15 protein-coding genes are annotated in these 25,330 nt (G+C 76.8%); 12 read left to right on the plus strand and 3 right to left on the minus strand.

Features of this window, described 5'->3' with window-relative positions; translation table 11 throughout:
- Positions 1–160 precede the first annotated feature (160 nt).
- The 10 genes from ACIGFK_RS01270 to ACIGFK_RS01315 are packed head-to-tail and all read left to right on the plus strand — an operon-like array spanning position 161 to position 21,471.
- The gene (locus tag ACIGFK_RS01270) at positions 161–7,687 is read left to right on the plus strand and encodes an SDR family NAD(P)-dependent oxidoreductase (protein ID WP_400050102.1); all 7,527 of its coding nucleotides are present in this window, start codon (positions 161–163) and stop codon (positions 7,685–7,687) included.
- Entirely contained in the window at positions 7,680–12,572 is a 4,893-nt protein-coding gene (locus tag ACIGFK_RS01275; protein WP_400050103.1) for a beta-ketoacyl synthase N-terminal-like domain-containing protein, read from the plus strand. The genes ACIGFK_RS01270 and ACIGFK_RS01275 overlap by 8 nt, the downstream gene beginning before the upstream one ends.
- Positions 12,562–12,975 (plus strand): acyl carrier protein, encoded by a 414-nt coding sequence (locus tag ACIGFK_RS01280; RefSeq protein WP_376656094.1) that lies wholly within the window; start codon positions 12,562–12,564, stop codon positions 12,973–12,975. Before ACIGFK_RS01275 ends, ACIGFK_RS01280 begins: the two co-directional genes overlap by 11 nt.
- A gap of 7 nt (positions 12,976–12,982) precedes the next feature.
- Entirely contained in the window at positions 12,983–13,822 is an 840-nt protein-coding gene (locus ACIGFK_RS01285; RefSeq protein ID WP_386463434.1) for an alpha/beta fold hydrolase, read from the plus strand.
- Positions 13,819–14,997 carry a glycosyltransferase gene (locus ACIGFK_RS01290; RefSeq protein WP_400050104.1) on the plus strand — a complete coding sequence of 393 codons (1,179 nt, stop codon included), beginning with the start codon at positions 13,819–13,821 and terminating at the stop codon, positions 14,995–14,997. The genes ACIGFK_RS01285 and ACIGFK_RS01290 overlap by 4 nt, the downstream gene beginning before the upstream one ends.
- Complete coding sequence (locus ACIGFK_RS01295) at positions 14,994–16,850, plus strand: methyltransferase domain-containing protein (RefSeq protein ID WP_400050105.1); 1,857 nt, start codon at positions 14,994–14,996, stop codon at positions 16,848–16,850. The genes ACIGFK_RS01290 and ACIGFK_RS01295 overlap by 4 nt, the downstream gene beginning before the upstream one ends.
- Positions 16,847–17,884: a galactokinase gene (locus ACIGFK_RS01300; protein ID WP_400050106.1), complete on the plus strand. Its 1,038-nt coding sequence runs from the start codon at positions 16,847–16,849 to the stop codon at positions 17,882–17,884. The genes ACIGFK_RS01295 and ACIGFK_RS01300 overlap by 4 nt, the downstream gene beginning before the upstream one ends.
- Before the next feature lie 52 nt (positions 17,885–17,936).
- Positions 17,937–19,232 carry an alkaline phosphatase family protein gene (locus ACIGFK_RS01305; RefSeq protein ID WP_400050107.1) on the plus strand — a complete coding sequence of 432 codons (1,296 nt, stop codon included), beginning with the start codon at positions 17,937–17,939 and terminating at the stop codon, positions 19,230–19,232.
- Positions 19,233–19,242: 10 nt separating this feature from the next.
- A complete protein-coding gene (locus ACIGFK_RS01310; RefSeq protein WP_400050108.1) occupies positions 19,243–20,529 on the plus strand; it encodes an MFS transporter in 1,287 nt (428 codons plus the stop codon).
- A 9-nt stretch (positions 20,530–20,538) separates the two neighbouring features.
- Entirely contained in the window at positions 20,539–21,471 is a 933-nt protein-coding gene (locus tag ACIGFK_RS01315; protein ID WP_400050109.1) for an SDR family oxidoreductase, read from the plus strand.
- 19 nt (positions 21,472–21,490) lie between these two features.
- Here the strand turns inward: ACIGFK_RS01315 and ACIGFK_RS01320 are convergent, their stop codons facing one another.
- Both ACIGFK_RS01320 and ACIGFK_RS01325 read right to left on the minus strand, forming a co-directional pair.
- Positions 21,491–21,976 (minus strand): DUF6924 domain-containing protein, encoded by a 486-nt coding sequence (locus ACIGFK_RS01320; protein ID WP_400050110.1) that lies wholly within the window; start codon positions 21,974–21,976, stop codon positions 21,491–21,493.
- A gap of 239 nt (positions 21,977–22,215) precedes the next feature.
- On the minus strand, positions 22,216–23,295 hold the full coding sequence (locus tag ACIGFK_RS01325) for an enoyl-CoA hydratase/isomerase family protein (RefSeq protein ID WP_400050111.1): 1,080 nt from the start codon (positions 23,293–23,295) through the stop codon (positions 22,216–22,218).
- 27 nt (positions 23,296–23,322) lie between these two features.
- Between ACIGFK_RS01325 and ACIGFK_RS01330 the strand changes: the two genes are divergently transcribed.
- A complete protein-coding gene (locus ACIGFK_RS01330) occupies positions 23,323–23,889 on the plus strand; it encodes a dihydrofolate reductase family protein (protein WP_376656103.1) in 567 nt (188 codons plus the stop codon).
- A gap of 235 nt (positions 23,890–24,124) precedes the next feature.
- Here ACIGFK_RS01330 and ACIGFK_RS01335 read toward each other — a convergent pair whose 3' ends face one another.
- Positions 24,125–24,697 carry a DUF6434 domain-containing protein gene (locus tag ACIGFK_RS01335; protein ID WP_376656104.1) on the minus strand — a complete coding sequence of 191 codons (573 nt, stop codon included), beginning with the start codon at positions 24,695–24,697 and terminating at the stop codon, positions 24,125–24,127.
- A 128-nt stretch (positions 24,698–24,825) separates the two neighbouring features.
- On the opposite strand from ACIGFK_RS01335, the gene ACIGFK_RS01340 reads away from it, so the two are divergent.
- Positions 24,826–25,260, plus strand: a complete 435-nt coding sequence (locus ACIGFK_RS01340) for a MarR family winged helix-turn-helix transcriptional regulator (RefSeq protein WP_376656105.1) — start codon at positions 24,826–24,828, stop codon at positions 25,258–25,260.
- The last annotated feature ends 70 nt before the right edge of the window (positions 25,261–25,330 follow it).

A 25,330-nucleotide genomic window follows, 5' to 3' on the forward strand; every position in this document is an offset into this window, starting at 1 on the left:
CTGTTCAAGCCCGCCTTGTGGGTGGCGGGCCGCCCGGCCGATGTGCGCGAGACGCCGCAGCCCTGCACCCCCGTGCCTCCGAACGCCCGTGCCCCCGCACCTTCCCCGTTCGTCCGCCCTGTACTGCGCCATGTCACACAGCACTCAAAGAGGAGCGCCCGTGATCCCCCAGCCACCGCAGTCAGCCGCCGCCCGTGACCTCGTCGTCGCGGTCAGCCCCTTCGAGGAGCCGCACCCGCGGATCGTGGCCGCCGCCGCACGCGCCGGGGCCCTCGGGCTGCTCGACCTCGGCCGGGATCCGGACGCCGCGCGGCGCGCGTTCGCGGAGCTGACCCGCCGGCTCGGCGGCGGTGCCGACCGGCGGTACGGCGTGCGGGTGCCCGTCGGCTGCCGCGTCCAGCCCGGGGAACTGCCCGCCGAGGTGGACACCGTGCTGCTCGCCGACCCGGCGTACTACACCCCCGCGGAGGTGTCCGCGTGGGCCGCGGGGGCGGGGCGGCCGCGCGTCTGGGCCGAGGTGACCGGTACGGAAGAGGCCGCGCAGGCCGTGGCCGCGGGGGTCGGCGGGCTCGTCGCCAAGGGGCACGAGGCGGGGGGCCGGGTGGGCGGGACCACCACGTTCGTGCTGCTCCAGCAGCTGCTCGGGGACCCGGGCACCACCGTGCCCGTACGGGCCCTCGGCGGCATCGGCCCGCACACGGCGGCCGCGGCCGTCGCGGGCGGAGCCGCCGGGGTGCTGCTCGACGTACAACTGGCCCTGACCGCCGAGGGGGAGGCCGGGCTGCCGGGGGAGGTCTGCTCGGCGCTGCGCGCGATGGACGGCTCCGAGACCCGGCTGGAGCGCGGCCACCGGGTGTTCGCACGGCCCGACCTGCCCCGGCCCGAGGGGCCCGTGGCCGCGCTCCTCGGCGCCCGGGACCTGCGCGGGCAGCTGCTGCCCGTGGGGCAGGACGGGGCCTCGGCCGCCCGGCTGGCCGTGCGGTACCGGACCACGGGGGGCGTGCTCCGGGCCGTACGGTCCGCGATCGCCGAGCACCTGGCGGGGGCCGCGCGGGCACGCCCGCTCGCCCGGCCGCTGTCCGTCGCTCAGGGCCCGATGACCCGGGTCAGCGACCGGGCGGCCTTCGCCGGGGCGGTGGCCGAGGCGGGCGGAGTCCCGTACCTGGCACTCGCGGTGATGGAGGGCCCGGACGTACGCAAGCTGCTGAGCGAGAGCGCCGAACGGCTCGGGGAACTCCCCTGGGGCGTCGGCCTGCTCGGCTTCGCCCCGCCGGAACTGCGGCGCGAGCAGCTGGCAGCCGTGGCCGAGGCCCGCCCGCCGTACGCGATCATCGCCGGGGGCACTCCGGCCCAGGCGGCCCCGCTGGAGGCGGCGGGCGTCCGGACGCACCTGCACGTGCCCTCGCCGGGACTGCTCGAGCGGTACCTCGCCGAAGGCGCACGGCGGTTCGTATTCGAGGGGTTGGAGTGCGGGGGGCACGTCGGGCCGCGGGCGTCGTTCCCGCTGTGGGAGGAGCAGATCGACCGGCTGCTGTCCTGCCCCGAACCGGAGTCCCTGGACGTGCTGTTCGCGGGCGGCATCCACGACGAGCGGTCCGCGGCGATGGCGGCGGCGGCCGCGGCACCGCTGGCGGAGCGGGGCGCCCGCGTGGGCGTGCTGATGGGCACCGCGTACCTGTTCACGGAGGAGGCGGTGGCGGCGGGCGCGGTGGTACGGGGCTTCCAGCAGGCGGCGCTGGACTGCGAGCGGACCGTGCTGCTGCACACCGCCCCCGGCCACGCCACGCGCTGCGCGGCCACCCCGTACGCCGACTCCTTCGAGGCGGCCCGGCGCCGGCTCGCGGAGGACGGCACCGAACCGCGCCGCATGTGGGAGGAGCTGGAGTCCCTCAACCTGGGCCGCCTCCGCCTGGCCAGCAAGGGCCTGCGCCGTCCCCGTGCGGGGGGCTCGGCCGCTTCCCCCGCGGGGGGCTCGGCGGGATCCCCTGCCGCGGGCTCGGCGGGAACGGGCGGGGCCCGGGCGGGCGGCGATTCAGCCCCTCCGGCGTTTGAGGAGCGGGGTCCGGGGCGGAGCCCCGGCGGCGGAGCCGCGCCCGACGGCCTCGCCGGGCCCACGCTCCCCGAACAGGCGGCCGGGGCCGGCCGGCCGGGTCAGGGGGGCGGCATCGGGCCGAGCGCCCCCGGCGCCGGGGCCGGGGCCGGGGCCGGGGCCGAGGCCGGGGAAGTCCCGTCCGGCGGGGGCCGGCTGGAGGCCGTGTCCGCGGAGGAGCAGTACGCCGAGGGGCTGTTCATGCTCGGGCAGGCCGCCACCCTGCGCGCCGGGACCACCACCGTGGCCGCGCTGCACGCGCAGGTCACGGAGGGAGCCACGGAGCTGCTGGCCCGGCGCGCCCGGGACTTCGCAGCCCCCGCCGAGCCGCCGGCGGGCGACCCGCTCGACGTCGCCATCGTCGGGATGGCCTGCGCCTACCCCGGCGCCCCCGATCTCGCCGCCTACTGGGCCATGGTGCTCGCCGGGACGGACGCCGTGACCGAGGTGCCGGCCGAGCGCTGGGACCCGGAGCTGTACTACGACGCCGATCCGGCCCTCGCCGGCGAACGCACCCCGTCCCGCTGGGGCGGGTTCCTCGGCCAGGTGCCCTTCGACGCCCTCGCGCACGGCATACCGCCCGCCTCCCTCACCGGGATCGAGCCCGTACAGCTGCTGGCCCTGGAGATCTCCGCGCGGGCCCTCGCGGACGCCGGGTACGGCAAGGGCCGCGAGTTCGACCGCTCCCGGACCTCGGTGGTGTTCGGGGCGGAGGCCGGCACCGAGCTGGCCGGCGCGTACGGGCTGCGCGCCCTGCACCCCGCCTACCTGGGCGAGCTGCCGCCCGCGCTGGACGAGCAGCTGCCGCGGCTCACCGAGGACTCCTTCCCCGGGATCCTCGCCAACGTGATCGCGGGCCGGGTCGCCAACCGCCTCGACCTCGGCGGCGCGAACTGCACGGTGGACGCCGCCTGCGCGTCCTCGCTGGCCGCGCTGGACCTGGCCTGCCGCCAACTGCGGGACGGGGACTCCGACATGGTGCTGTGCGGCGGCGCCGACGTGCACAACGGCATCAACGACTACCTGATGTTCGCGTCCGTCCGCGCCCTGTCCCCCGGCGGCCGCTGCCGCCCCTTCGACGCGGCCGCCGACGGGATCGCCCTCGGCGAGGGCGTCGGCGCGCTCGTCCTGAAGCGGCTCGCGGACGCGGAGCGGGACGGCGACCGGGTGTACGCCGTGATCAAGGCGGTCGGCGCCTCCAGCGACGGCCGGTCGCTCGGCCTGACCGCGCCCCGCCCCGAGGGGCAGCGGCGGGCACTGGAGCGGGCCTACGCACGCGCCGGGGTCACCCCGGGGCAGGTGGGCCTGGTCGAGGCGCACGGCACCGGCACCGTGGTCGGCGACAGCACGGAACTGGCCGTCCTGAGCGAGGTGTTCACCGCCGCCGGGGCCGGGGCGGGTTCCTGCTCGCTGGGCTCGGTGAAGTCGCAGCTCGGGCACACGAAGTGCGCGGCGGGCCTGGCCGGGCTGATCAAGGCGGCCCGGGCGGTCCACGCGGGCGTGCGGCCGCCGACCCTGCACATCGCCGCCCCGAACCCGGCCTGGCAGGCCGGGAGCAGCCCGTTCTTCTTCGACGACGAGGCCCGGCCTTGGGCGGAGCCCCCGGAGCGGCGCGTGGCCGGGGTCAGCGCGTTCGGCTTCGGCGGTACCAACTACCACGCGGTGCTCGCCGGTTACGCGGGCACCGAGGAGCCCCGGCACGGGCTGGAGGAGTGGCCCGCCGAGGTGTTCTTCTTCCGCGGCGAGGACCGGCGCGCGGCGGGCCGGGCCATGGCGCGGCTCGCGGCCCGGCTGGAGGAGAACGACGCGGCGGGGCGGCCGTGGGCGCTGCGGGACCTCGCGGCGGAGGCCGCGGCCGGCTCCGGGCCGGTCCACGTGGCGGTCGTCGCCGCGGATCCGGACGAGCTGGCGGCCCGGCTGGAGCAGGCCCGCGCCTTCGCCCCGGGCGCTGGGGTCCACGTACGGGAGGAGTCCGCGCAACCGGGGCGGGTGGCGTTCCTGTTCCCGGGGCAGGGCAGCCAGCGGCCCGGGATGCTGGGCGAGCTGTTCATGGCGTTCCCGGCGCTGCGCGGTCTGCTGGACGGGGCACCGCAGCCGGTGGTCCCGGCGATGTTCCCGCCGGCGGCTTTCACCGCCGAGGAGCGGGCGGCGCAGCGGGCCGCGGTCACGGACACCCGGGTGGCCCAGCCGGCCCTCGGGCTGGCGGGGGCGGCCGCGCACCTGCTGCTCGGCGAGCTCGGCGTCCGCCCGGACTGCGTGGCGGGGCACTCGTACGGGGAGCTCGCCGCGCTGTGGGCGGCCGGGGCGTACGACACGGAGAGCCTGCTGCGGCTCAGCACGCGCCGGGCGGAGGCGATCCTGGCGGCGGCCGGGGCGGACCCGGGGTCGATGGCCGCGGTGTCGGCGGCGCCGGAGGAGGTACGGGAGATCGCGGAGCGAGCCGGGTGCGTGGTGGCGAACCACAACGCGCCCCGGCAGTGCGTGATCTCGGGCCGGACGCGGGACGTCGCCGCGGCCGTGGCGGCGCTGCAGGAGGCGGGCGTGTCGGCCCAACCCCTGCCGGTGGCCTGCGCGTTCCACAGCGAGGTGGTGGCGGGGGCGACCGCGGAGCTCGCGGCCGAGCTGACGGCGACGGCGGTGTCCGGGCTGGGCGTCGAGGTGTGGTCGAACACGACGGCCGCGCCGTACCCGGCGTCAGCCGATGAGGTACGAAGCCTTGCCGCACGCCAACTCCGCCTGCCGGTGCGGTTCGTGGAGCAGGTGGAGGGCATGTACGCCTCCGGCGTCCGGACCTTCGTGGAGACGGGCCCCGGCCGCGTGCTGTCCGCGCTGGTCTCCCGCATCCTCGGCGAGCGCCCGCACACGGTGGTCCCGCTGGACGTGCCGGGCGAGCACGGCCTGCTCCGGCTGGTCACGGCGCTGGCGGAACTCGCGGCGGCGGGCGTGCCGGTGGAGCCGGCGGCCCTGTTCCACGGCCGCACCTCCCCCCTCCCGGACCGCGCCCCGCGCCAGCCGGGGTGGCTGGTGGACGGCCACCTGGTCCGCACGTCGGACGGCACCCCGGTCAAGGGCGGCCTCCAGCCGGCCCGCCGTGTGCCTCCGGCGGCCACGGGGGCCCAGAGCCCGGCCACAGGGGCCCAGAGCCCGGCGACCGCCGGCCCGGGTGCGGCCCCGGGCAGCGGGACCTGGGCGGTGCCCGGCGCCGAGCCCGGCGCGGCCCCGGCCCACGGCGTGTGGGCCGGCCCCGGCGGCGGCCCGGGTGCGGCTCCGGGCGCGGTTCAGGCTTCCGGCACGGCCGCCGACCGGCGTGAGGAGGCGGTGCTGGAGTACCTGCGCGCCTCGCGCGAACTGGTGCAAGCACAGCGGGACGTCCTGCTGGGCTACCTGGGCGCGGAGACGTCCCCGGCCGGGCCCGGGAGCACCGCGTGGCCCGTGACGGGCGGCGCCCGGGCGGGCGCGACGCCCGCGCTGCCGCAGCCTGCCGCACCCGCCTCCGGGCCGCACCCGGGCACGGGGACGGCCCGGGGCCCTGCAGGCACGGCTCCCGGCCTGCCCGTACCGGAGGACCGGTGGGGCGGGCCGGGCGCGGCCACGGCCGGGGTGGGACCCGGGGGGTGGCCCCTCTCCGCGGACGGCCCGGCGGCCGGGAGCCCGTGGCCCGGGACCGGGACCGGCACCGGCACCGGCACCGGCACCGACGGCTTGCCCGGAGGGCCGGAGCGGCCCGGCGGGACGGCGCCCCACCCGGGCCGGGGCACCGCCGTGGACGGCGGCGCGGGCCACGGTGACCGGTCCGCCGAGGGCGTCATGGACGTCGTCCTGGAGATCGTGCACGCCCGGACCGGGTACCCCCGCGACATGCTCGACCCCGAGCTGGACCTGGAGGCCGACCTCTCCATCGACTCCATCAAGCGCGTCGAGATCATCGGCGCCCTCGCCGACCGCATCGGGCTCCCACAGGGCCCCGGCGGAACCACCGAGGACGCGGTCGAGGAGCTGTCCCGGATCAAAACCCTGCGCGGGATCGTGGACTGGGTCGTCTCCCGCACGGCCGCTCCCGCGGCGGCAGCGGGCTCCGGGCCGGAGGAGCGGTTGTCCGCGGAGGGTGCGTCCGCCCCGCCCCGGACGGACACGCCCCCCGCCGCCGCACCCGAACCCGCACCCGTCAGCCGGCTCCGCGTCGGCACGGTTCCCGTGCAGCCGGCCGGCGGACGGCCCGCCGCACTGCGCGGGCTGCGGATCGGGGTCGTCGAGGACGGGCAGGGCATCGCGCTCGCCCTCGGCACCGCCCTGGGAACGCACGGGGCCGAGGTGACGGTGCTCCCCGAGGCGGAGGGGTACGGCGAGGCCGAGGGCGTGCCCGGCTTCGACGGGATCGTCGACCTCTCCGCACTGCGGCCCGGGGCCGAGCCCGTGCTGCCCGGGGCGTTCCCGGGGCTGCGGCAGGCCCTGACCTCCGGTGTCCCGCGGCTGCTCCTCGTGACCGCGCCCGGTACGCCCGGCGCCGGCGTGCACGGCTTCGCCCGCAGCGCGGCGCTGGAGTTCCCCGGCACGCTGGTCCGCGCGGTGGAGGTCCAGCCCAAGGAGGACCCCGAGCGCATCGCCGGGCAGCTCGTGGACGAGCTGGGCTCGGAGGGCGGCGCCGACGGGCTCGCCTCCGTCGGGTACACCGCCGAAGGCGTGCGGGTGGCGCGCCATCCGGTTCCGGCCCGGCTCGCCGAGGGCGGCGGCCAACCGCCGCTGGGCCCCGGCTCCGTGGTGCTGCTCACCGGCGGCGCCCGCGGGATCACCGCGCGGACGGCCCTCGCGCTGGCCCGGACCACCGGCTGCCACGTCGAGCTGATCGGCCGGACGCCCGAACCGGCGCCCGCCGGGGACGCGTTCGGCCAGGCCCACGACCGGGTCGCACTCCGCGCCGCGCTGATCGCCACCGGGCTCCGCAAGCCGGCCGAGATCGAGGCGGCCGCCTCCCGGATCCTCGCGGAGCGCGAGGTACGGGCCACCCTGGACGCCCTCGCCGCCGCTGCCCCCTCCGTCCGCTACCACTGCGCGGACGTCACCGACGCCGCGGCCGTACGGGCCGTGGTGGCCGACGTCCGCGCCCGGCACGGCCGGCTCGACGGGATCGTGCACGGCGCCGGGATCCTGCGCGACGCCCTGCTGCGCGACAAGCAGCCGGCCGACTTCGCCGAGGTGTTCACCACCAAGGTGGCCGGTGCCCGCAACCTGGCCGCAGCGGCCGCCGAGCACGGCCCGACACCCCCGCCCCGCTTCCTCGCCCTGTTCGGCAGCGTCGCCGGCGTGTACGGGAACCGCGGCCAGTGCGATTACGCGGCGGCCAACGACGCCCTCGACGGTCTCGCGCACACCTGGGCGGAGTCCTTCCCCGGCCGGGTCCTGTCCGTCGACTGGGGCCCCTGGGCCTCCGACGCGGGCGGGATGGTCACCCCGGAGCTGGAGCGCGCGTACGAACGCCGCGGGATCCCGCTGATCACGCCGGAGGCGGGCACCGCCGCGTTCCTCGCCGAGCTCGCGCACGGAACCGACGTACAGGTGGTCCTGATGGCATCCGCGCAGGAGGGCCGCGGCGATGAGTGAGCGCGCACTGCGCCGCGGACCGCGCCCGACCGATGCGGCCATCGTCGGGATGGGGGCCGTCTTCCCGGGGGCGGGCGACCTGGCCGCCTATCGCCGCAACCTGCTCGCCGGTACGGACTCCATCGGCGAAGTCCCCCCGGGGCGCTGGGATCCGGAGGTGTACTACGACCCGGCCGGGGCGACCGGCCCCGTCTCCGGCGACCGGTTCTACTGCCGGCGCGGCGGCTTCGTCGACGGACTCGCCGCCTTCGACCCGACCCGGTTCGGGATCATGCCGGCCGCCGTGGAGGGGGCCGAGCCGGACCAGATGCTGGCCCTGCACGCGACGGCCGAGGCCATCGCGGACGCGGGCGGCGAGGACCGGCTGCCGGCCGACCGCTCCCGCATCGGGGTGGTGCTGGGCCGCGGCGGGTTCATGGGGGTGGCCACCGCCCGGCTGGACCAACGGGTGCGCACCGCGCACCAGTTGGCCCAGACGCTGCGCGAACTCGCGCCCGAGCTGGGCGAGCGGCGGATCGCGCAGGTGCGGTCGGCGTTCCAGGAGGCCCTCGGCCCCGAGCGGCCGGACGCCTCGATCGGGCTGGTGCCCAGCTTCACCGCCGCCCGCACCGCGAACCGGCTGGACTTCCGGGGCCCCGCCTACACCCTGGACGCGGCCTGCGCCTCCTCGCTGCTGGCCGTGGACCAGGCGGTCGGGCTGCTGGCGGCCGGGCGCTGCGACGCGGTGGTCGCGGGCGCCGTCCACCACTGCCACATCGCCACGCTGTGGAGCGTGTTCACGCAGCTGCGGGCGCTCAGCCCGAGCGAGCGGATCCGGCCCTTCGACCGGCGGGCCGACGGAACCCTGCTGTCCGAGGGCACCGGGGTGGTGCTGCTGAAACGGCTGGCGGACGCGGAGCGCGACGGCGACCGGGTGTACGCGGTGATCCGCGGTACCGGCGTAGCCGGGGACGGCCGGGCGGCGAGCCTGATGAGCCCGCTCGTCGCCGGTCAGGTACGGGCGCTGGAGCGGGCCTGGCGGGAGGCCGGCCTGGATCCGCGGGCGCCGGGCGCACTGGGGCTGCTGGAGGCGCACGGCACGGGCACCCCGGTCGGGGACGCGGCCGAACTGGACACCCTGGCGCAGGTGTTCGGCCCGCCCGGGCCGGACCCGGGGCGCGGGATCGGCTTCGGGTCGGTGAAGTCGATGCTGGGGCACACCATGCAGGCCTCCGGTATGGCCGGGCTGATCAAGGCCGCGCTCGCCGTGCACGAGGGGGTGCTGCCGCCGACCCTGCACCTGGAGGAGCCGCACGCGGACCTCGTACGGACCCGGATGCGGCCGGTGACGGCGGCGGAACCGTGGGAGCGCGGGCCGGCGCCGCGCCGGGCCGGGGTCAACGCGTTCGGGTTCGGCGGCATCAACGCGCACGTGGTGCTGGAGGAGGCTCCGGCGGCGGCCCGGCCGGCGCCGCCGGCGCGGCGGTTCCTGCCGCTGGGGGCCGCGGCCGCGCCGGTGGGGCCGGCCCCCGCCCGGGAGGACGTACTCCTGCTGGCCGCCGACGGCCCGGCTGAGCTGTCGGCGCTGCTGGCCGCCGGATCCCCGGTGTCGGGGGGCACCGGGGCGTGCCGGCTGGCGGTGGTCGGGCCGACGCCGCAGCGGCTGGCGCTGGCCGCGAAGGCGGTGGCGCGCGGCCGGGCCTGGCGCGGCCGGGGGGACGTGTGGTTCGCGCCGGAGCCGCTGGGCGGCCGGACGGCCTTCCTCTTCCCGGGCCTGGAGCCGGAGTTCGCCCCCGTCGTGGACGACGTGGCGGACCGGCTGGGAGCCGCCCGGCCCCCGCTCACGCGGGGCTCTTCGCTCGTCGAGCGGGCCCTGGACGCGATCGCGACGGGGCGGTTCTTCGCCGGGGTCATGCCGGGGCTCGGCATCGAGGCCGACGTGCTGGCCGGGCACAGTCTGGGCGAGTGGGCGGCGATGGTGGCCGCCGGCATGTACCCGAAGGAGGCGGCCGACACCTTCCTCGGCTCGCTGCGGCCGGGGGACCTGCTGGTCCCGGACCTCGTGTACGCGGCGCTGGGCTGCGGTGCGCGGCGGGCGGAGGCGGCGCTGCACGGGCTGGACCGGGTCGTGGTCAGCCACGACAACTGCCCGCACCAGTCGGTGGTGTGCGGTGACCCGGAGCAAGTGGCCGCCGTGGTGGCCCGGTTGCGCGCCGACGGGGTGTTCGGGCAGGAACTGCCGTTCCGTTCGGGCTTCCACACGCCGATGTGGGAGCCGTACCTGGGGCAGGTCCGGGCCGCGTTCGGGCGGCTGCCGCTGACGGCCGGGGCGCTTCCCGTCTGGTCGGCGACGACCTGCGCCCCCTTCCCCGCCGACCCCGGCGAGGTACGGGAGCTGGTGGTCCGCCACCTCCTGGAGCCGGTGCGGTTCCGTGAGCTGACCCTGCGGCTGTACGAGGAGCAGGGCGTGCGGTCCTTCGTCACGCTGGGCCCCGGCAGCCTGCCGGGCTTCGTCGAGGACACCCTGCGCGACCGCCCCCACCTGTCGGTGTCCGTCTCCTCCCCCCGGCTCGGCGGCCTGGCGGCCCTGCGCCGGGCGTGCGCCGCACTGTGGGCCGAGGGCCACGCCCCGCACTGGAACCGCCTCTCCCCTGCGGGGAGCTCGGCGGACGACTGCCCGGCGGGCGGCCCGGCCGTCAGCCCGGCGGGCGGCCCGGCAGGTTCCCCCGGCCCGGTCCCCAGCGCTGCGAGCGGCACGCCCCTCGCGGCCACACGCGGCCCGGAGCGCGAGGCCGCTGCCCCTGCGGGTGGCGCGGCGGCGTCCCGGCCCCCGGCCACCGGCCCGGTGGGTGGGGCTGCCCGCCACACGGCGGGCAGCCCCACCCCGGCCTCGTCGGGCTCCCCCGGCGCGGAACCGCCGGCCGGTCCGGGCCCGGGTTCGGGCCCGGGTTCGGGCCGCGGTTCGGGGCCGGGTGCGCCCGGTGCCGGCGACGGCAACGGCCCGGGAACCCCATCCGGGTCCCGCCACGGCGTCAGCGTGGCTCTGGACCTCGGGTCGCCGCTGGTGCGGCTCGGGGAGGAGGCCCGGGCGGCCCTGGGCGGGCTGCTGTCGCCGACCGCGCCCCGCGTACCGGCGGAGCCGGCCGGCCCGCGGCCCGTGCTGCTGTCCGCCCTGGACGCCGTACTCGCCGACACCGGCACCGCCGCCCGGAGCGTCACCGAGGCCTGGGCGGCCGTACGGGCCCCCGTCACGCCCGCCGCAGGCGCCCGGCCGGCCGTGGCGGGGCCGGATCAGCACCCCCACCACGGTTCGGGAAGGGCCACGGGGAAATCCCGCCTCCGGCTCTCCCTCGCCGCGCTGCCCTACGTACGGGACCACTGCGTGTACCTCCAGCCCGACGGCTGGCCCGAGGACTCCGACCGGTTCCCCGTCGTGCCCATGACCACCATGCTGGAGCTGGCCGCCGACGCCGCCCGGCGCCACGCACCGCCCGACCTCGCCGTCGTCGGCTACGACGACGTACGCGCCCTGCGCTGGATCGCCGTCGAGCCGGCCGTGGACGTCGAGGTCACCGTCCGGGACGCCGGGCCCGGCCGGCTGCGCGTCACCCTCGGGGAGTACGCGAGCGTGGTCGTCCTGCTCGGTGCGCGCTACGGGCAGCCGCCCGCGCCCGACCCCGCTCCGCTGCGCGACCCGCGGCCCGCCCCCGTCAGCGCCGAGGCGCTGTACCGGGACCGGTGGATGTTCCACGGCCCCCGGTTCGCCGCCGTGCACGAGGTGCGGGCCGTCGCCGAGGACGGCATCCAGGGCGTCCTGCGGGCCCTGCCCGATCCGGGTGCGCTGCTCGACGCGGCCGGGCAGCTCTTCGGGCACTGGATGCAGCTGCGGCTGCCGGTGGACCGCCTCGTCTTCCCGGCGACCGTGGACCGGATCCGCTTCTACGGGCCCCCGCCGGCCGGGCGGGACCTCGTGGCGGCGACGGCCCGCATCCGCGAGGTCCGCGACGTCACCGTGCGCGGCGACCTCGAACTGCGCCGGGCCGACGGCGACGGCCGTGCCACGGGCGCGGTGTGGGCGCGGATCGAGGGGTGGACGTACCGCCGGTTCGGCGCCGACGAGCGGGTCTGGCCGATGAAGTTCACCCCGGAGGTGTGCGGCATCGGCGAGCCGCAGCCCGAGGGCTGGTGCCTGGCCCGGCGGCGCTGGACCGACCCCGCTTCGCAGGAGCTGGTGATGCGCCGCTACCTCGGCGCCGCCGAACGGGCGGTCTACGAAGGGCTGTCGCCGCGCGCCCGGGCCCCGTGGCTGCTGGGCCGGATCGCGGCCAAGGACGCCCTGCGCGGCCTGTTGTGGGACGCGGGGGCGGGGCCGGTGTTCCCGGCGGAGGTCCCGATCGGCAACGACGCGGCGGGACGCCCGCTGGCCGAGGGGCCGTTGACCGGCGGCTTCCGGCTGTCGATCGCCCACAAGGACCGGATCGCGGTCGCCCTCGCCCATCCGTCCCGGGCGGCCGGCATCGACGTGGAGCCGGTGACGGCCGACCCGGACGCGCTGGTCCGCATCGCCCTCGGCCCGGACGAACTCCGCCTGGCCGAGCGGCTGGCGGCCCGCGAGGGCACCGGGCTCCCGGCCGCACTGACCGCCCTGTGGTGCGCCAAGGAGGCCGCCGCCAAGGCGGAGGGCAGCGGGCTCGGCGGCCGGCCCCGCGCCTGGCGGGTGGCCGAGGACGCCGGGAACCCGGACCCGGGCGCCCTGCTGGTGCACTCGCCCGGCGGACACCCGCATCCGGTCCGCACCACCCTGCCCGGCCTCGCGCCGCTCGACCACGTCGTCGCCTGGACCGCCGGCCCGGCGGCCCCGTCCACCGTCCCCTTCCATCTCCCGGAGACCCGTCATGGCACCTGACATCCTCGCCGAGATCACCTCCATGCTCGTGGAAATCGTCGGCGACGAGTACCTGCTCGCGGAGGAGGTCACCATGGATACGACCTTCAACCAGGATCTCGCCCTGGAGAGCGTCGAGTTCGTCGCCCTCGCCGAACTGCTGCACCACCGCTACGGCGCCGATGTGGACCTGATGGGGTTCCTGGCGGAGAAGGACATGGACGCCATCCTGGCGATGTCCGTCGGTGAACTCGTCACGCACATCGGCCGGATCACCCACGCCTCCCTCGCCCGCACGGCGGCGGCGTCACCGGCAGGCGCCCAGGCCCCGGCTTCCGCAGCGGGTTCCGTACCGGCTCCCGTACCGGCTTCCGCAGCGGCCTCCGTACGGGCTTCCGCCCCCGCTCCGGCACCGGCCGGCTGAGCCCGCCGTGGCCGTCGTCCTCGCGGACTCGCTCCGCTTCCACGTCCAGCGGCTCCCGGCCGGCGCCGGGGCCGCCGGCCCCGGCCGGCCCGTCGTCGTGTTCCTGCACGGGCTGGTCGTCGACAACCTGTCCTCCTTCTACTGCCCGCTGGCGGTGCCGGTCGCCCTGGCCGGGTACGAGACCGTCCTCTACGACCTGCGCGGCCACGGCCGCACCGAGCGGCCGCCCACCGGCTACGACAGCCGCACGGCGGTACGCGACCTGTTCGCGCTGCTCGGCGCGCTGGACCTCGGCGGGCGCCCGGTCCACCTGGTCGGCAACAGCTACGGGGGCACCCTCGCGCTGCACGCCGCCCTGGCCCGGCCCGATCTGGTCACCGGGCTGACCCTGCTCGAACCGCCGCTCAGCGGCGGCTGGGTGGAGAACATGGCGGACACCCTGTCCGCCGCCGCACTCAGCCTCGAGGACAGCCCGGTACCGACCGAGCTGCAGGGCCTGCGCCTGCGCAAGGCCGCCAATCTGACGGCCATCGCCGATGCCCTCCTCAACCGCACCACGCTGATCGACGACATCGCCGGGAGCCGCACCTTCACGCCCGCCGACTACGCCCGGCTGCGCTGTCCGGTGCTGATCGTCTGCGGCGAGCACTCCGAACTCGTGCCGGGGGCGCGGGAACTGGTCCGGCACGCCCCGGAGGTCGCCTCGATGGAGATCCTGCCGGGCCTGGGCCACGACGTGCTGAAGGAGAGCAGCGGGACGCTGCGCAAGACCGTGCTGGCCCATCTCGACGCCACGGCCGGTGCCGCCGGGCACGGCGCCGCCCGGACGGGAGCCCTGGTCCCATGAGGGTGCTCTTCACGGTTCCCCCGCTCGCCGGGCACGTCAACCCGACCGTCGCCGTCGGTGCCGAACTGGCCGCCCGGGGACACGAGGTCGCCTGGACCGGTCCGGCCCCCGCGCTGGCCGCCCTGCTGCCGGCCCGGGCCCGGATCCTGCCGGCCGGCGAGGAGGCCGAGGGCCACGAGACCGGCGGCGCCTACGCCGCCCTGCACGAACGCTGGCGCGATCTGCGCGGGGTCGGGGCGCTGCGCTTCCTGTGGGAGGAGGCTCTCGTCCCGCTGGCCCGGGCCATGGTGCCGGGGGTGACCCGGGCGGTGCAGGCCTTCGAGCCGGACCTGCTGGTCGCCGACCAGCAGGCCCTGGCCGGGCCGCTGGTCGCCCGGCGGTTCGGTCTCCCGTGGGCGACCTCCGCCAGCACCTCGGCCGAACTCACCCGGCCCTTCGCGGACTTCCCGAAGGTCGGGGAGTGGGTGGCGGGGCAGATCGGCGGCCTGCTCGCCGAGTTCGGGGCCGGCGGGGAGGACTGGGACCCCCGGTTCTCGGAGCGGCTGGTGCTGGTCTTCTCCACCCCCGAACTCGTGGGCAGCGCCGCGGGGTTCCCGTCTCACTTCGCCTTCGTCGGGCCCGCGTTCGGGGCCCGCCCGGCCCCTCCCGGATTCCCGTGGCAGCGGCTGGACCCGGCGCGCAAGCGGGTGCTGGTGTCGCTGGGCACCCTCAACCAGGAGGCGGGCGGCCGCTTCTACCGGTCGGTGCTGGGCGCGGCCGAGCGGCTCGCCGGGGAAGCACAGCTGGTACTGGCGGCCCCCGCCTCCCTGATCGGGGATCCGCCCGGCCACCTCCTGCTCCAGGAGCGGGTCCCGCAACTGGAGCTGCTGCCGCACCTGGACGCGGTGGTCTGCCACGGCGGCCACAACACCGTCTGCGAGTCCCTCGCGCACGGGCTGCCCCTGGTGGTCGCCCCGATCCGGGACGACCAGCCGATCGTGGCCCGGCAGGTCGTCGAGGCGGGGGCGGGGGTCCGGGTGCGGTTCGGCAGGACACGGGCCGAGGAACTGCGCGACGCGCTCACGGCCGTGCTGGACGACCCCGGCCCCCGCCGGGCCGCCCGGCGGATACAGGCCTCATTCGCCGCGGCGGGCGGGGCCGCCGCCGCGGCCGACCGGTTGGAGAAGCTCCTATGACACCACCCCCGCTCCCCCGGATCCCCTGGGTCCCGGCGGCGCTGCTGGCCGCGCTCGGTGCGGGCACCGTGCGCGCCCGGCGGCGGTTGCGGGCGGTCCACGTGCTGCCCGTGGTCCCGCCCCCGGCCGCCGCGGTGCCGCGGGCCGCGGGCTGGCGGCTGCTGACCGCCCGCGACGTCGAGCCCGACGCGGCCACCTTCCTCGCCGCCTGTGCGCACGCCGAGCGGGAGGGGCTGCGGGTGCTGGACCTGCTGCCCGGGGACCTGCCCGCCGAACGGGCGCTCGGGCTGCTGCGGCTGGTGGACCCGGCGCACTACCGGGAGGACCGGCTCGGGGAGGGACGGGGTGCCGGGTTCGCGGTGCTCGTCGCGGAGGAGGTGCTGGCCCGGGCCGGCGTGGAGGCCGCCGGGCCGTACGCCTCCCCGGCGGAACTCCTCGCGCTCACCCGCCGTTTGAAGGAGTACGCGGCCGACGCGACGGGGCTCGCCATCGCCCCGGCGCTGAGCTGCGGGCCGGCCGGGGAGGCAGCGGGGCCGGCGCGGGCCGCCGAGCTGCGGGCCCAGGGGCTGCCGCCGGGCGCCCTGGCGATGGCCCAGCTGGGCGGGCTGGCGCTGCTCGCGGCCGGCGTCGTACGCCACGGCCGGTGGGGTGCGGCCGCCGCCGGGCTGTACTGCCTGCAGCCGTACCTCGCGCTCGGGGGTCCTGGCTCCCCGCTGCGACCGGCCGATCTGGCCCGGGCCGGCGCCGCCCGGCCGGTGCGCTCCCTCGGCGCCGCCCTGAGCACCGCCTCGGCGGCGGCCCGCCGCGAGGGGAGCGCGGATGCCGACAGGGCCGCGTCGTACCGGGCCGACCTCGCCGACGGCACCGGCCGCTTCCTCGAACCGCGTCGCCCCGACTGCCCGTGGTGCGGCTCGCACCGGCTGTCCGTACGAGTGCGGGTGCCGGACCTGCTCCAGGGCAAGCCCGGCCGGTTCACGCTGGAGCACTGCGAGGACTGCGGGCACGTCTTCCAGAACCCCCGGCTCACCCTGGAGGGGCTGGAGTTCTACTACCGCGACTTCTACGACGGGCGCGGCGGCGAGGGGGCCGGCACGGTCTTCGGCAGGCTCGGCGCGGCCTACCGGAGCCGGGCCGAGATGCTCCGCCCGCACGCCGTCCCCGCGTCCTGGCTGGACGTCGGGACCGGGCACGGGCACTTCTGCAACGCGGCGCGCGCCGTGTGGCCGCAGACCCGGTTCGACGGCCTGGACATGGGCGAGGGGGTCCGCGAGGCGGAGCACCGGGGGTGGGTGGAGACCGGATACCAGGGCCAGTTCCCGGAGTTCGCGTCGAAGCTGGCGGGCCGGTACGAGGTGGTCAGCATGTACCACTACCTGGAGCACACGCGGGATCCGTTCGCCGAGCTGGACGCGGCGGCCGCGGTCCTCGCGCCCGGCGGCCACCTGACCATCGAGCTGCCCGATCCGCAGTCGCGGATGGCCGGGCTGCTCGGCCCGGCGTGGCTGCCGTGGTTCCAGCCGCAGCACCAGCACCTGATCCCGGCCGCGAACCTGCGGGAGGCCCTGTCGGCCCGGGGGCTGACCGTCCTGGCCGAGGAGCACGGCCCGGCCCACCAGGGCAACGACTTCTTCGGGGCGGTGGCCCTCACCGCGACCCGGCTGGCCCCGGACCCCGACCGGCCGTGGGGACCCCCGCCGACACCGGGTGCGCGGGCCCGCGCGAACGCCGTACGGGCGGCCGCGCTGCCGTTCTTCGCCGCGGCGGCGGCCCTCGACGCCCTGCGCACCACGGCTGCCCGCCACTCGGACGGCGGCAACGCCTACCGCCTCCTGGCCCGCAAGGACACCCGATGACCCACCCCGCCACAGGACTCCCGTCCCCCTCGCCCCCACCCACCGGCCCTTCGGGGGCCTCTCCCGCGGATCCGGGCGCCGGCCGGGCCGGCACGGCCGGGACCGCCGGGACCGCCGGGACCGCCGGGACCGCCGGGACCGCCGGAGGCGACCTGGCTCGGCGGGCCACTGCCGATCCGCTGTTCCGGCTCGTCGCCTACGCGCTGGAGGCCGCGCACGGGCGGCGGCCGGCCGCCGTGTGGAGCGCCCCGTACGCCTTCCACCTCGGCTCCCCCGGACTGGTCGCGGCGGCGGGCTGGCCGACGGCGGCCGCGGCGGCCCCGCGTACCGACGGGCTGGTGCGGCTCAGTTCGCTCGCCCACCCCGCCGACAGCTGCGATCTGCCGCTGACGCTGACCGGGCCGCCGCCGGGCGCCCCGGACTGGGCGGTGCGGCCGTACGCGGTGCTGCGCGCGCTGGCCCGGGCCGGTCACGGCCGCGGCGGGACCGACCTGCACGTGCAGGGCTCGCTCACGGCGGCCGCCGGGCTGGCCACGGCGGAGCCCGCGGACTGCGCGATCGCCCTGGCGGTGGCCGACGTACACGGCGGCATGGACCGGGAGCCGGACCGCGCCCACCTGGCCCGGCTGCTGGCCGACGCCCTGCCGGACGGGGACGACGCCCTGCGCCGGGCGGTGCTCTTCGCCCGGCCGGGGAAGGCCCTGCTGCTGGGCCCGGAGCCGGGTCGCAGGCAGCGGTACGTCGACTTCGACCCGGCCGCGTCGGGCGCGCGGCTGGTGCTGCTGGCCGTGCGCGGGGACCCGGCGGAGCGGCCCGCAGAGCTGGCCCGGGCCGTGGCCCGGACCCGCGCGGCCGGGGCGCTGAGCGCGTGGCAGCCCGGGCAGCGGGAGGGGCGGAGCGTGCTGGTGCTGCTGCCCGAGGCACGACGTGCGGCGGTACGGGCCGCGGTCGCGGAGGACTTCCGCGGCCGGGGGCGGCCCGTGCCGCGGTTCCTGAACATCGCGGTGGCCGGACCGGCCCGGCGCGAGGAGTAACACCACACCCGACGCACCACACCCGACGCACCACACCCGAGGAGGCACCACCATGTCCACCCACTCACCCGGAACGACCGCGAGACGCGGGGCCCGGCGCTCCGCGTTCGCGGCCGCCCTCGGCGCCCTCGGCCTGCTGGGCGCCCTCACCGTGGCGAACTCCGAAGCCGCCGAGAGCGGTGCGGACGCCCGCGCGGTGGCCGCCGCCGCGGGCCTGCCCTCGTACGACCACGTGGTCGTCGTCGTGTACGAGAACAAGCAGTACGGCGAGATCATGGGCAGCTCGAACGCCCCGTACATCAACCAGCTGGCGAGCGGCGGGGCGAGCCTGACCGGGATGAAGGCGCTGACCCACCCCAGCCAGCCGAACTACTTCAACCTCTTCTCCGGCGCCACGCAGGGCATCACCGGGGACGGCTGCTACACCCCGCAGTCGATGACGGCGGCCAACCTCGGCCAGGAGCTGATCGCGGCCGGCAAGACCTTCGCGACGTACAACGAGGACCTGCCGAGCGAGGGTTCCACGGCCTGCACGAACGGCCAGTACGCGCAGAAGCACAACCCGTGGTTCGCGTTCAAGAACGTGCCGCTCAACACCGGCAAGACTTGGGCCCAGTTCCCGCAGAACAACTTCGCGGCGCTGCCGGACCTGTCGTTCGTCGTGCCCAACCAGTGCAACGACATGCACTCGTGCTCGGTGAACACGGGTGACACGTGGACGAAGAACAACATCGACGCCTACGCACAGTGGGCCAGGGCCAACAACAGCCTGCTGGTGCTGACCTGGGACGAGGACAACTACCTCGGCTCGAACCAGATCGCCACCGTCTTCTACGGCGCGAACGTCAAGACGGGTACGTACTCCACCGCCTTCAACCACCACCACCTGCTGCGCACCTTCGAGGACCTCTTCGGGTCGGCCACGCATGCGGGGAACGCGGCCAACGTGCAGCCGATCAGCGAGGTGTTCACCACGGGATCCACCCCGACACCCACCCCGACACCCACTCCCACGCCGACCCCCACGCCGAGCCCCACGCCGACCCCGACTCCGACGCCCACCCCGACTCCCACTCCCACCACGGGTGATCTGAAACTGGCCAACCCCGGCCCCCAGACCTGCAAGTTCAACCAGTCCTGCACCGTCCAGCTCACCGCCACCGGCGGCAAGTCCCCGATCCGCTACGCGGCGACGGGGCTGCCCCTCGGCCTGACCGTCGACTCCGGCACGGGCCGGATCAGCGGCAAGCCGTGGTCCGTCGGCACGGTCCAGATCACCGCGACCGCCACCGACGCGACGGGCGCGACCGTCACCGCCGCGTTCCCGCTCACCGTCAACTGGTTCTAAGGGGTCTTCCGTGTACCTGTCGACCAGCCGGGCCGCCGACATCGCCGCGGACGCCCCCGCTCCACGGGGGCCGCTGCGGGCGGTGCCCGGCACGGTGATCGCGCTCGGCCTGGTCAGCCTGGTCACGGACGTCTCCGCGGAGATGGTGACCGCGGTCCTGCCGCTGTACCTGGTGGCCGGACTGGGCATGTCCCCGCTCGTGTTCGGCGCCCTGGACGGACTCCACCAGGGCGCCACCGCGCTGCTGCGCCTCGCGGGCGGCCGGATCGCGGACCGCACCCGGCGCCGCAAACTCGTCGCGGGCGCCGGGTATGCGCTCTCCGCCGCCTGCAAGGGAGCCCTGCTCGCCGTCGCCACCCCCTGGTCGGTGGCGGCGGTGCTCGCCGCCGACCGGGCGGGCAAGGGATTGCGCACCGCCCCCCGCGACGCGCTGATCTCGCTGTCCTGTCCGCCTCAGGACCAGGGCAGGGCCTTCGGTGTCCACCGCGCGCTGGACACGGCGGGCGCGCTGCTGGGGCCGCTGGCCGCGTTCGGGGTGCTGTGGGTGGTGGTGGACGGGTACGACGCCGTGTTCACCGTGAGCTGCTGCGTGGCCCTGCTGGGGGTGGCGCTGCTGGCGCTCTTCGTACGGGAGGCCCCCGGGGCGGCGCCCGCGGCCCGCCGCCCCGCCGCCCACGCCGCCGTCGGCGCCCCCGCGCAGGCCCCCGTGCGTACCCTCCTGCGGATCCCGGAGCTGCGGAGGCTGTGTCTGACGGCTGCCGTGCTCGGCCTGTTCACCGTCGGCGACGCCTTCCTCTACCTGCTGCTCCAGCGCCGGCTCGACCTGCCGGCCGCGTACTTCCCGCTGCTGCCGGTCGGCACGGCGGCCGTGTTCCTGGCGGCCGCCGTGCCCGCGGGCCGCTACGCCGACCGGCTGGGCCGGGGCCGGGTCTTCCTCGCCGGCCACGTGCCGTTGATCGGTGCGTGCCTGCTGCTCCTGCTCCCGGTGCCGGCCGGGCTCCCGCTCGCCGCCGGCGTCCTCGTGCTCCTCGGCCTGTTCTACGCCGCCACGGACGGGGTGCTGATGGCCGCGGCGGGGGCGGTGCTCCCGGCCGGGCTGCGGACCACCGGGCTCGCGGTGCTGCAGACCGCGCAGGCCCTGGCCCGGTTCGCCGGGTCGGTGCTCTTCGGAGCGGCCTGGACCCTGTGGGGGCCGGGCCCGGCACTCGCCGCGGCGGCCGGCGGGCTGCTGCTGTCGGTGGCCTCGGGCGGTGTGCCGGCCCTGCTCCGCGGGCGGGGGCCGGGCGGGCCGTCGTAGGGTCGGGGCATGTCCCCAACGGAACCGGCACGGCGCACGCTCGAAGGCAGGGTCGCCCTGGTGGCCGGCGGAACGCGCGGCGCGGGCCGCGGCATCGCGGTGGAGCTGGGCGCGGCGGGCGCGACGGTGTACGTGTCGGGCCGCAGCACCCGGGGGCGGCGTTCGGAGTACGACCGGCCCGAGACCATCGAGGAGACCGCGGAGCTGGTGACGGCGGCGGGCGGGGTGGGCATCCCGGTGGCCGCCGACCACCTCGTCCCGGAGCAGGTGGAGGCGCTGGTCCGGCGGATCGATGCGGAGCAGGGCCGCCTGCACGTCCTGGTCAACGACATCTGGGGCGGGGAGCGGCTGTTCGAGTGGGAGGTCCCCGTCTGGGAACACGACCTGGACAACGGTCTGCGGCTGCTGCGCCTGGCCGTGGAGACCCATGCCGTCACCAGCCACTATGCGCTGCCGCTGCTGCTGCGCGAGCCGGGCGGGCTGGTGGTGGAGATGACGGACGGCACGGCCGACTACAACGCGGGCCGGTACCGCAACTCCTTCTTCTACGACATCGCCAAGTCCTCCGTGCTCCGCATGGCGTTCGCCCTGGGGCACGAGGTCGGCCCGCGGGGGGCCACGGCGGTGGCGCTGACCCCGGGCTGGATGCGGTCGGAGATGATGCTCGACGCCTTCGGCGTCAAGGAGTCGAACTGGCGCGACGCCCTCGCCGAGGTCCCGCACTTCGCCATCTCGGAGACCCCGTCGTACGTGGGCCGCGCGGTGGCCGCCCTCGCCGCCGACCCGGAGGTGGCCCGCTGGAACGGCCGGTCCCTCTCCAGCGGCGGGCTCGCCGGGGTGTACGGCTTCACGGACCTCGACGGCAGCCGCCCGGACGCCTGGCGCTACATGGTCGAGGTCCAGGACCCGGACCGCCCGGCGGACACCACGGGCTACCGCTAGGCCGTGCCGCCCACCGCCCTCAGAAGCCCCGGAAGACGCCCTCGGGGTCCTCGGCCGCCGCCTCCGCGTACTCCTGGAAGTCCATGTTCGCGATGGAGAGGTTCGCGTGGACGTCGTGGACGCCGGCGGGCACCGTGCGGAACTCGCGGGCGGGCGGGGCGTCCACGAGGTCCCGGTAGTACTCGGGGTCGAGGTCCTCGTCCCCCTCGTCCGCCCCGACGCGGAGGGCGAGCAGGGCGCGGTGGGGCGACGTCATGGTGGTGCGGTCGGCGACGAACACCACGCTCAGCTCCTCGTCCCGGCCGACGGCGGCGAGTACCTGGTCCGGCGTCGCGCCCGCCCAGGCGGGGTCGTCGAGGAGGTGGATCACTGGTTCGAAGTCCCCGTCACGCCCCCACGGCCGGCCCAGGTCCTCCGCCACGGCCCGCCAGGCCGCCTCGTCTGCGTAGTCGGTCCTGACGATCAGGGCGGCGAACCCCGCGCACCCGGGCACATAGGACAGCATGCGGGCCCCTCCTTCGCTCATCGGCCGGGCTCCGAGTCTGCCACCCGGGGTTCGACCAGCCGGGTCAGGCCGTCCTGGACGCATCGGAGGCCGAAGGACCAGACCGCGTCCGGGTCGTAGGCTCCGTACGTCTTCGACGAGCCGACCACCGGCCTGCACCCGCACGACATCCGGAGGATGAACGACCTGCTGCTGCGGCTGAGCCGACACGCTGACCGCCCGCCACCTGCGGGAGTACGTCAACAGGAGCGCGGGTCCGGGAAGGTGAGCTCGCGGCCGGCGCCGAGCGGGGCGAAGAACCGCTCCACCGCGGCGTCGGCGACCTCCTCCAGCCGGGCCGGGGACCAGCGGGGGTCACGGTCCTTGTCGACGACCTGGGCCCGGATGCCCTCCACCAGGTCCGGTGAGGCCAGCGCGTTGCAGGACACCCGGAACTCCCGTACCAGCGCCTGCTCCAGGGAGGCCGGCTCCGGGGCCCGGCGCAGCGCGGCGAGGGTGGCCTTGAGGGCGGTCGGGGACTTGGCCAGGACCGTCTCGGCGGTCTCCTTGGCGGCCGGGTCCCCTTCGGCGAACAGCCGCTCGACGATCTCCTCGACGGTGTCCGCCGCGTAGCAGCGGTCGATCCAGGCCCGCCGCCCGGCCAGTTCGCCGGGCGGGGGCACGGCCGAGTACCGCGGGAGGACCTCCGCGGCCGGGGCCCCGGCGAGTTCCGCGGTCAGCTCCGGGAGCCGGGCGGCCGGTACGAAGTGGTCGGCGAGCCCGCACAGGATCGCATCGGCGGCGCCCACCGCGGCTCCGGTGAGGGCGAGATGGGTGCCGAGCAGGCCGGGGGCGCGGCCGAGCAGCCAGGTGCCGCCGACGTCGGGCACGAAGCCGATGCCGGTCTCGGGCATCGCGACGCGGGAGCGTTCGGTGACGACCCGGACGGAGCCGTGCGCGGAGACACCGACACCGCCGCCCATGACGATGCCGTCCATGAGGGCGACGTACGGCTTCGCGTAGCGGGCGATGTGCGCGTTGAGCCGGTACTCGTCGCGCCAGAAGTCCGCGGAGGCGGCGGTTCCGGCCTTGGCGTCGTCGTGGATGGCGCGGATGTCCCCGCCCGCGCACAGCCCGCGCTCACCGGCCCCGCGGATCAGCACCTGGTGGACGGCCGGGTCGTCCTCCCAGGCGGTGAGGGCCTCGTCGATCCGCAGCACCATGGGGTGGGTGAGGGCGTTGAGGGCCCTGGGGCGGTTGAGGGTGACCACCCCCGTCCGCCCCTGGACGTCGAACAGGACGGTGGCGCCGGTGCTTCCGGTGTCGTCTGAGCTCTTCACACCGGTCAGTATGTAGCGTGGAGCGGTATGCGGAAGATCATCCTGATGAGCTCCATCTCCCTCGAAGGCTTCTTCGAGGGGCCCGAGCGGCAGATCGACTGGCACCTCGTCGACGAAGAGCTGCACCAGCACATGAACGACGTGATCCGCCCGATGGGCGGTCTGCTCAGCGGCCGCGTCACGCACGAGCTGATGGCGGACTTCTGGCCCACGGCCGACGCCGACCCCGCCAACGCGGGGGCGGTGGCCGAGTTCGCCGGGATCTGGCGGTCCATGCCGAAGTACGTGTACTCGCGCACGCTCCCTCCCGGCGAGGCCGACTGGAACACCACCGTCCTGCGTGACGTGGTCCCGGAGGAGGTCGCCGCGCTCAAGGCGGCGCCCGGCGGCGACCTGGTCCTGGGCGGGTCCGATCTGGCCGCCGCCTTCCTGCGCCTGGACCTCGTGGACGCGTACCGGATCTACGTGCACCCGGTGCGCATCGGCCGCGGCCGGCCGCTGTTCCGGCCCTCCGACGGGCAGGTGCCGCTGCGCCTGGCGGGCACCCGCGCCTTCGGCAACGGTGTCGTGCTGCTGAGCTACGAGCGGCCGTAGGCGCCCGGCGAGCACCTTCGTCGCCCTGTACGTAGGCGAGCGCGGCGTCGGTGGAACCACCGGCTCCGTCGCCCTGTTCCTGCCGCTGCCCGTGGTGCCTCGGTGCGGCCGCCGACGCCGCTTCGCTGCGCACGGTGCTGCTGCCGCCGGCCGTGCTCCCGGTGCCGGCGTGGGCGCTGGCGCGGCGACTGCCGGAGCCGGATGCGGAACCGGCCGCGGGGCCGGCCCGCTGAGGTCAGTCCCGGGGCCGGGCCCGGTGCGCCTTCCAGGCGTCCAGGGCCTCGGCACGCGTGCCGCCGGGGTGGTCGGCGTGCCAGGCGCGCAGGAAGCGGTTGAACTCGAACTGGGCCGCCACTTCCTGCGGTTCGGCCGCCCGGGCCCGGGTGTCGTGCCAGTGGGCGACGGCGTCGGCCAGGGTGCGCCCCGCGTTCTGGGCGACGTAATCGCGCATGAAGGCGTCGAAGTGGAAGCCAGGGCCGATCTCCCGCGTGAAGTACTCCCGGAGCACCTGGCTGCACCGCTGCCCGGGCGGGATCACGGTCCCGCCGTCGACGGGAGCGGCGAGCTGGCGTGCCGTGCGGCGCGCCGCGGGCCGTGCGGGCGCGGCCGGCGCCGCTGCCGGTGCGGGCAGGCCGTCGAGGGCGGCGGCGAGCCGGGCGGTGACGGCGACCTTGCCCCCTCCGGCGGACAGCCCCATCTCCCGGGCCAGCGTGCTCAGCTCGGCCAGCGTCCAGTACCAGCGCCGCAGTTCGGCTCCGCTGAGCTGCGGCGTCAGGGCCGGACGGGATTCTTCCATATTCGTACTCACGTTCGCATCGTAGCGAGTACCGGGACCCCCGGGACCCCCGGAGCCCCCGGAGTCCCCGGAGTCCCCGGAGTCCCCAAATTGATAAGTTCGCCTTGTAAGTTTGGCTGTATGTACCTTAGGTTCGCATCATGTCTGCAGAACCTCCCCTGCCCCGCGACACCGCAGAAGAGCTCCAGCTGGCCATCGGCATGCTGGTCCGGCAGATACGGGCCGTCACCGGCGGCGGCGTGAGCCTGTCGCAGATGTCCGTGCTGAAGCGGCTCGACCGGCTCGGCCCCTCCACCGCCACCGACCTGGCCCAGGCCGAGAAGATCCGGCCGCAGTCGGTGATCGCCACGGTGAACAGCCTCCAGGCCGGCGGCTACGTCACCCGGAGCCCGCATCCCACCGACGGCCGCCGGCTGGTCATCGCCCTCACCCCGGAGGGCCGGGAACTCGTCCGCGAACGCCGCGAGGCCGGGCAGGGCCGGATCGCCGAGCTGATCGCCGAGCGGCTGAACCCCGCAGAACAGCGCCTGCTCGCCGAGGCCGTGCCACTGCTGCGCCGCCTCGCGGGGGACTGACCGCCCGCCGCACACCCGCACGCCCGCACGCCCGGACACACCCACCACCCGCCCGCCCGAAGGAGCCCCG

It is taken from the genome of Streptomyces sp. NPDC085524 (assembly GCF_044541755.1).
In the GTDB taxonomy this organism is placed as follows: Bacteria; Actinomycetota; Actinomycetes; order Streptomycetales; family Streptomycetaceae; genus Streptomyces.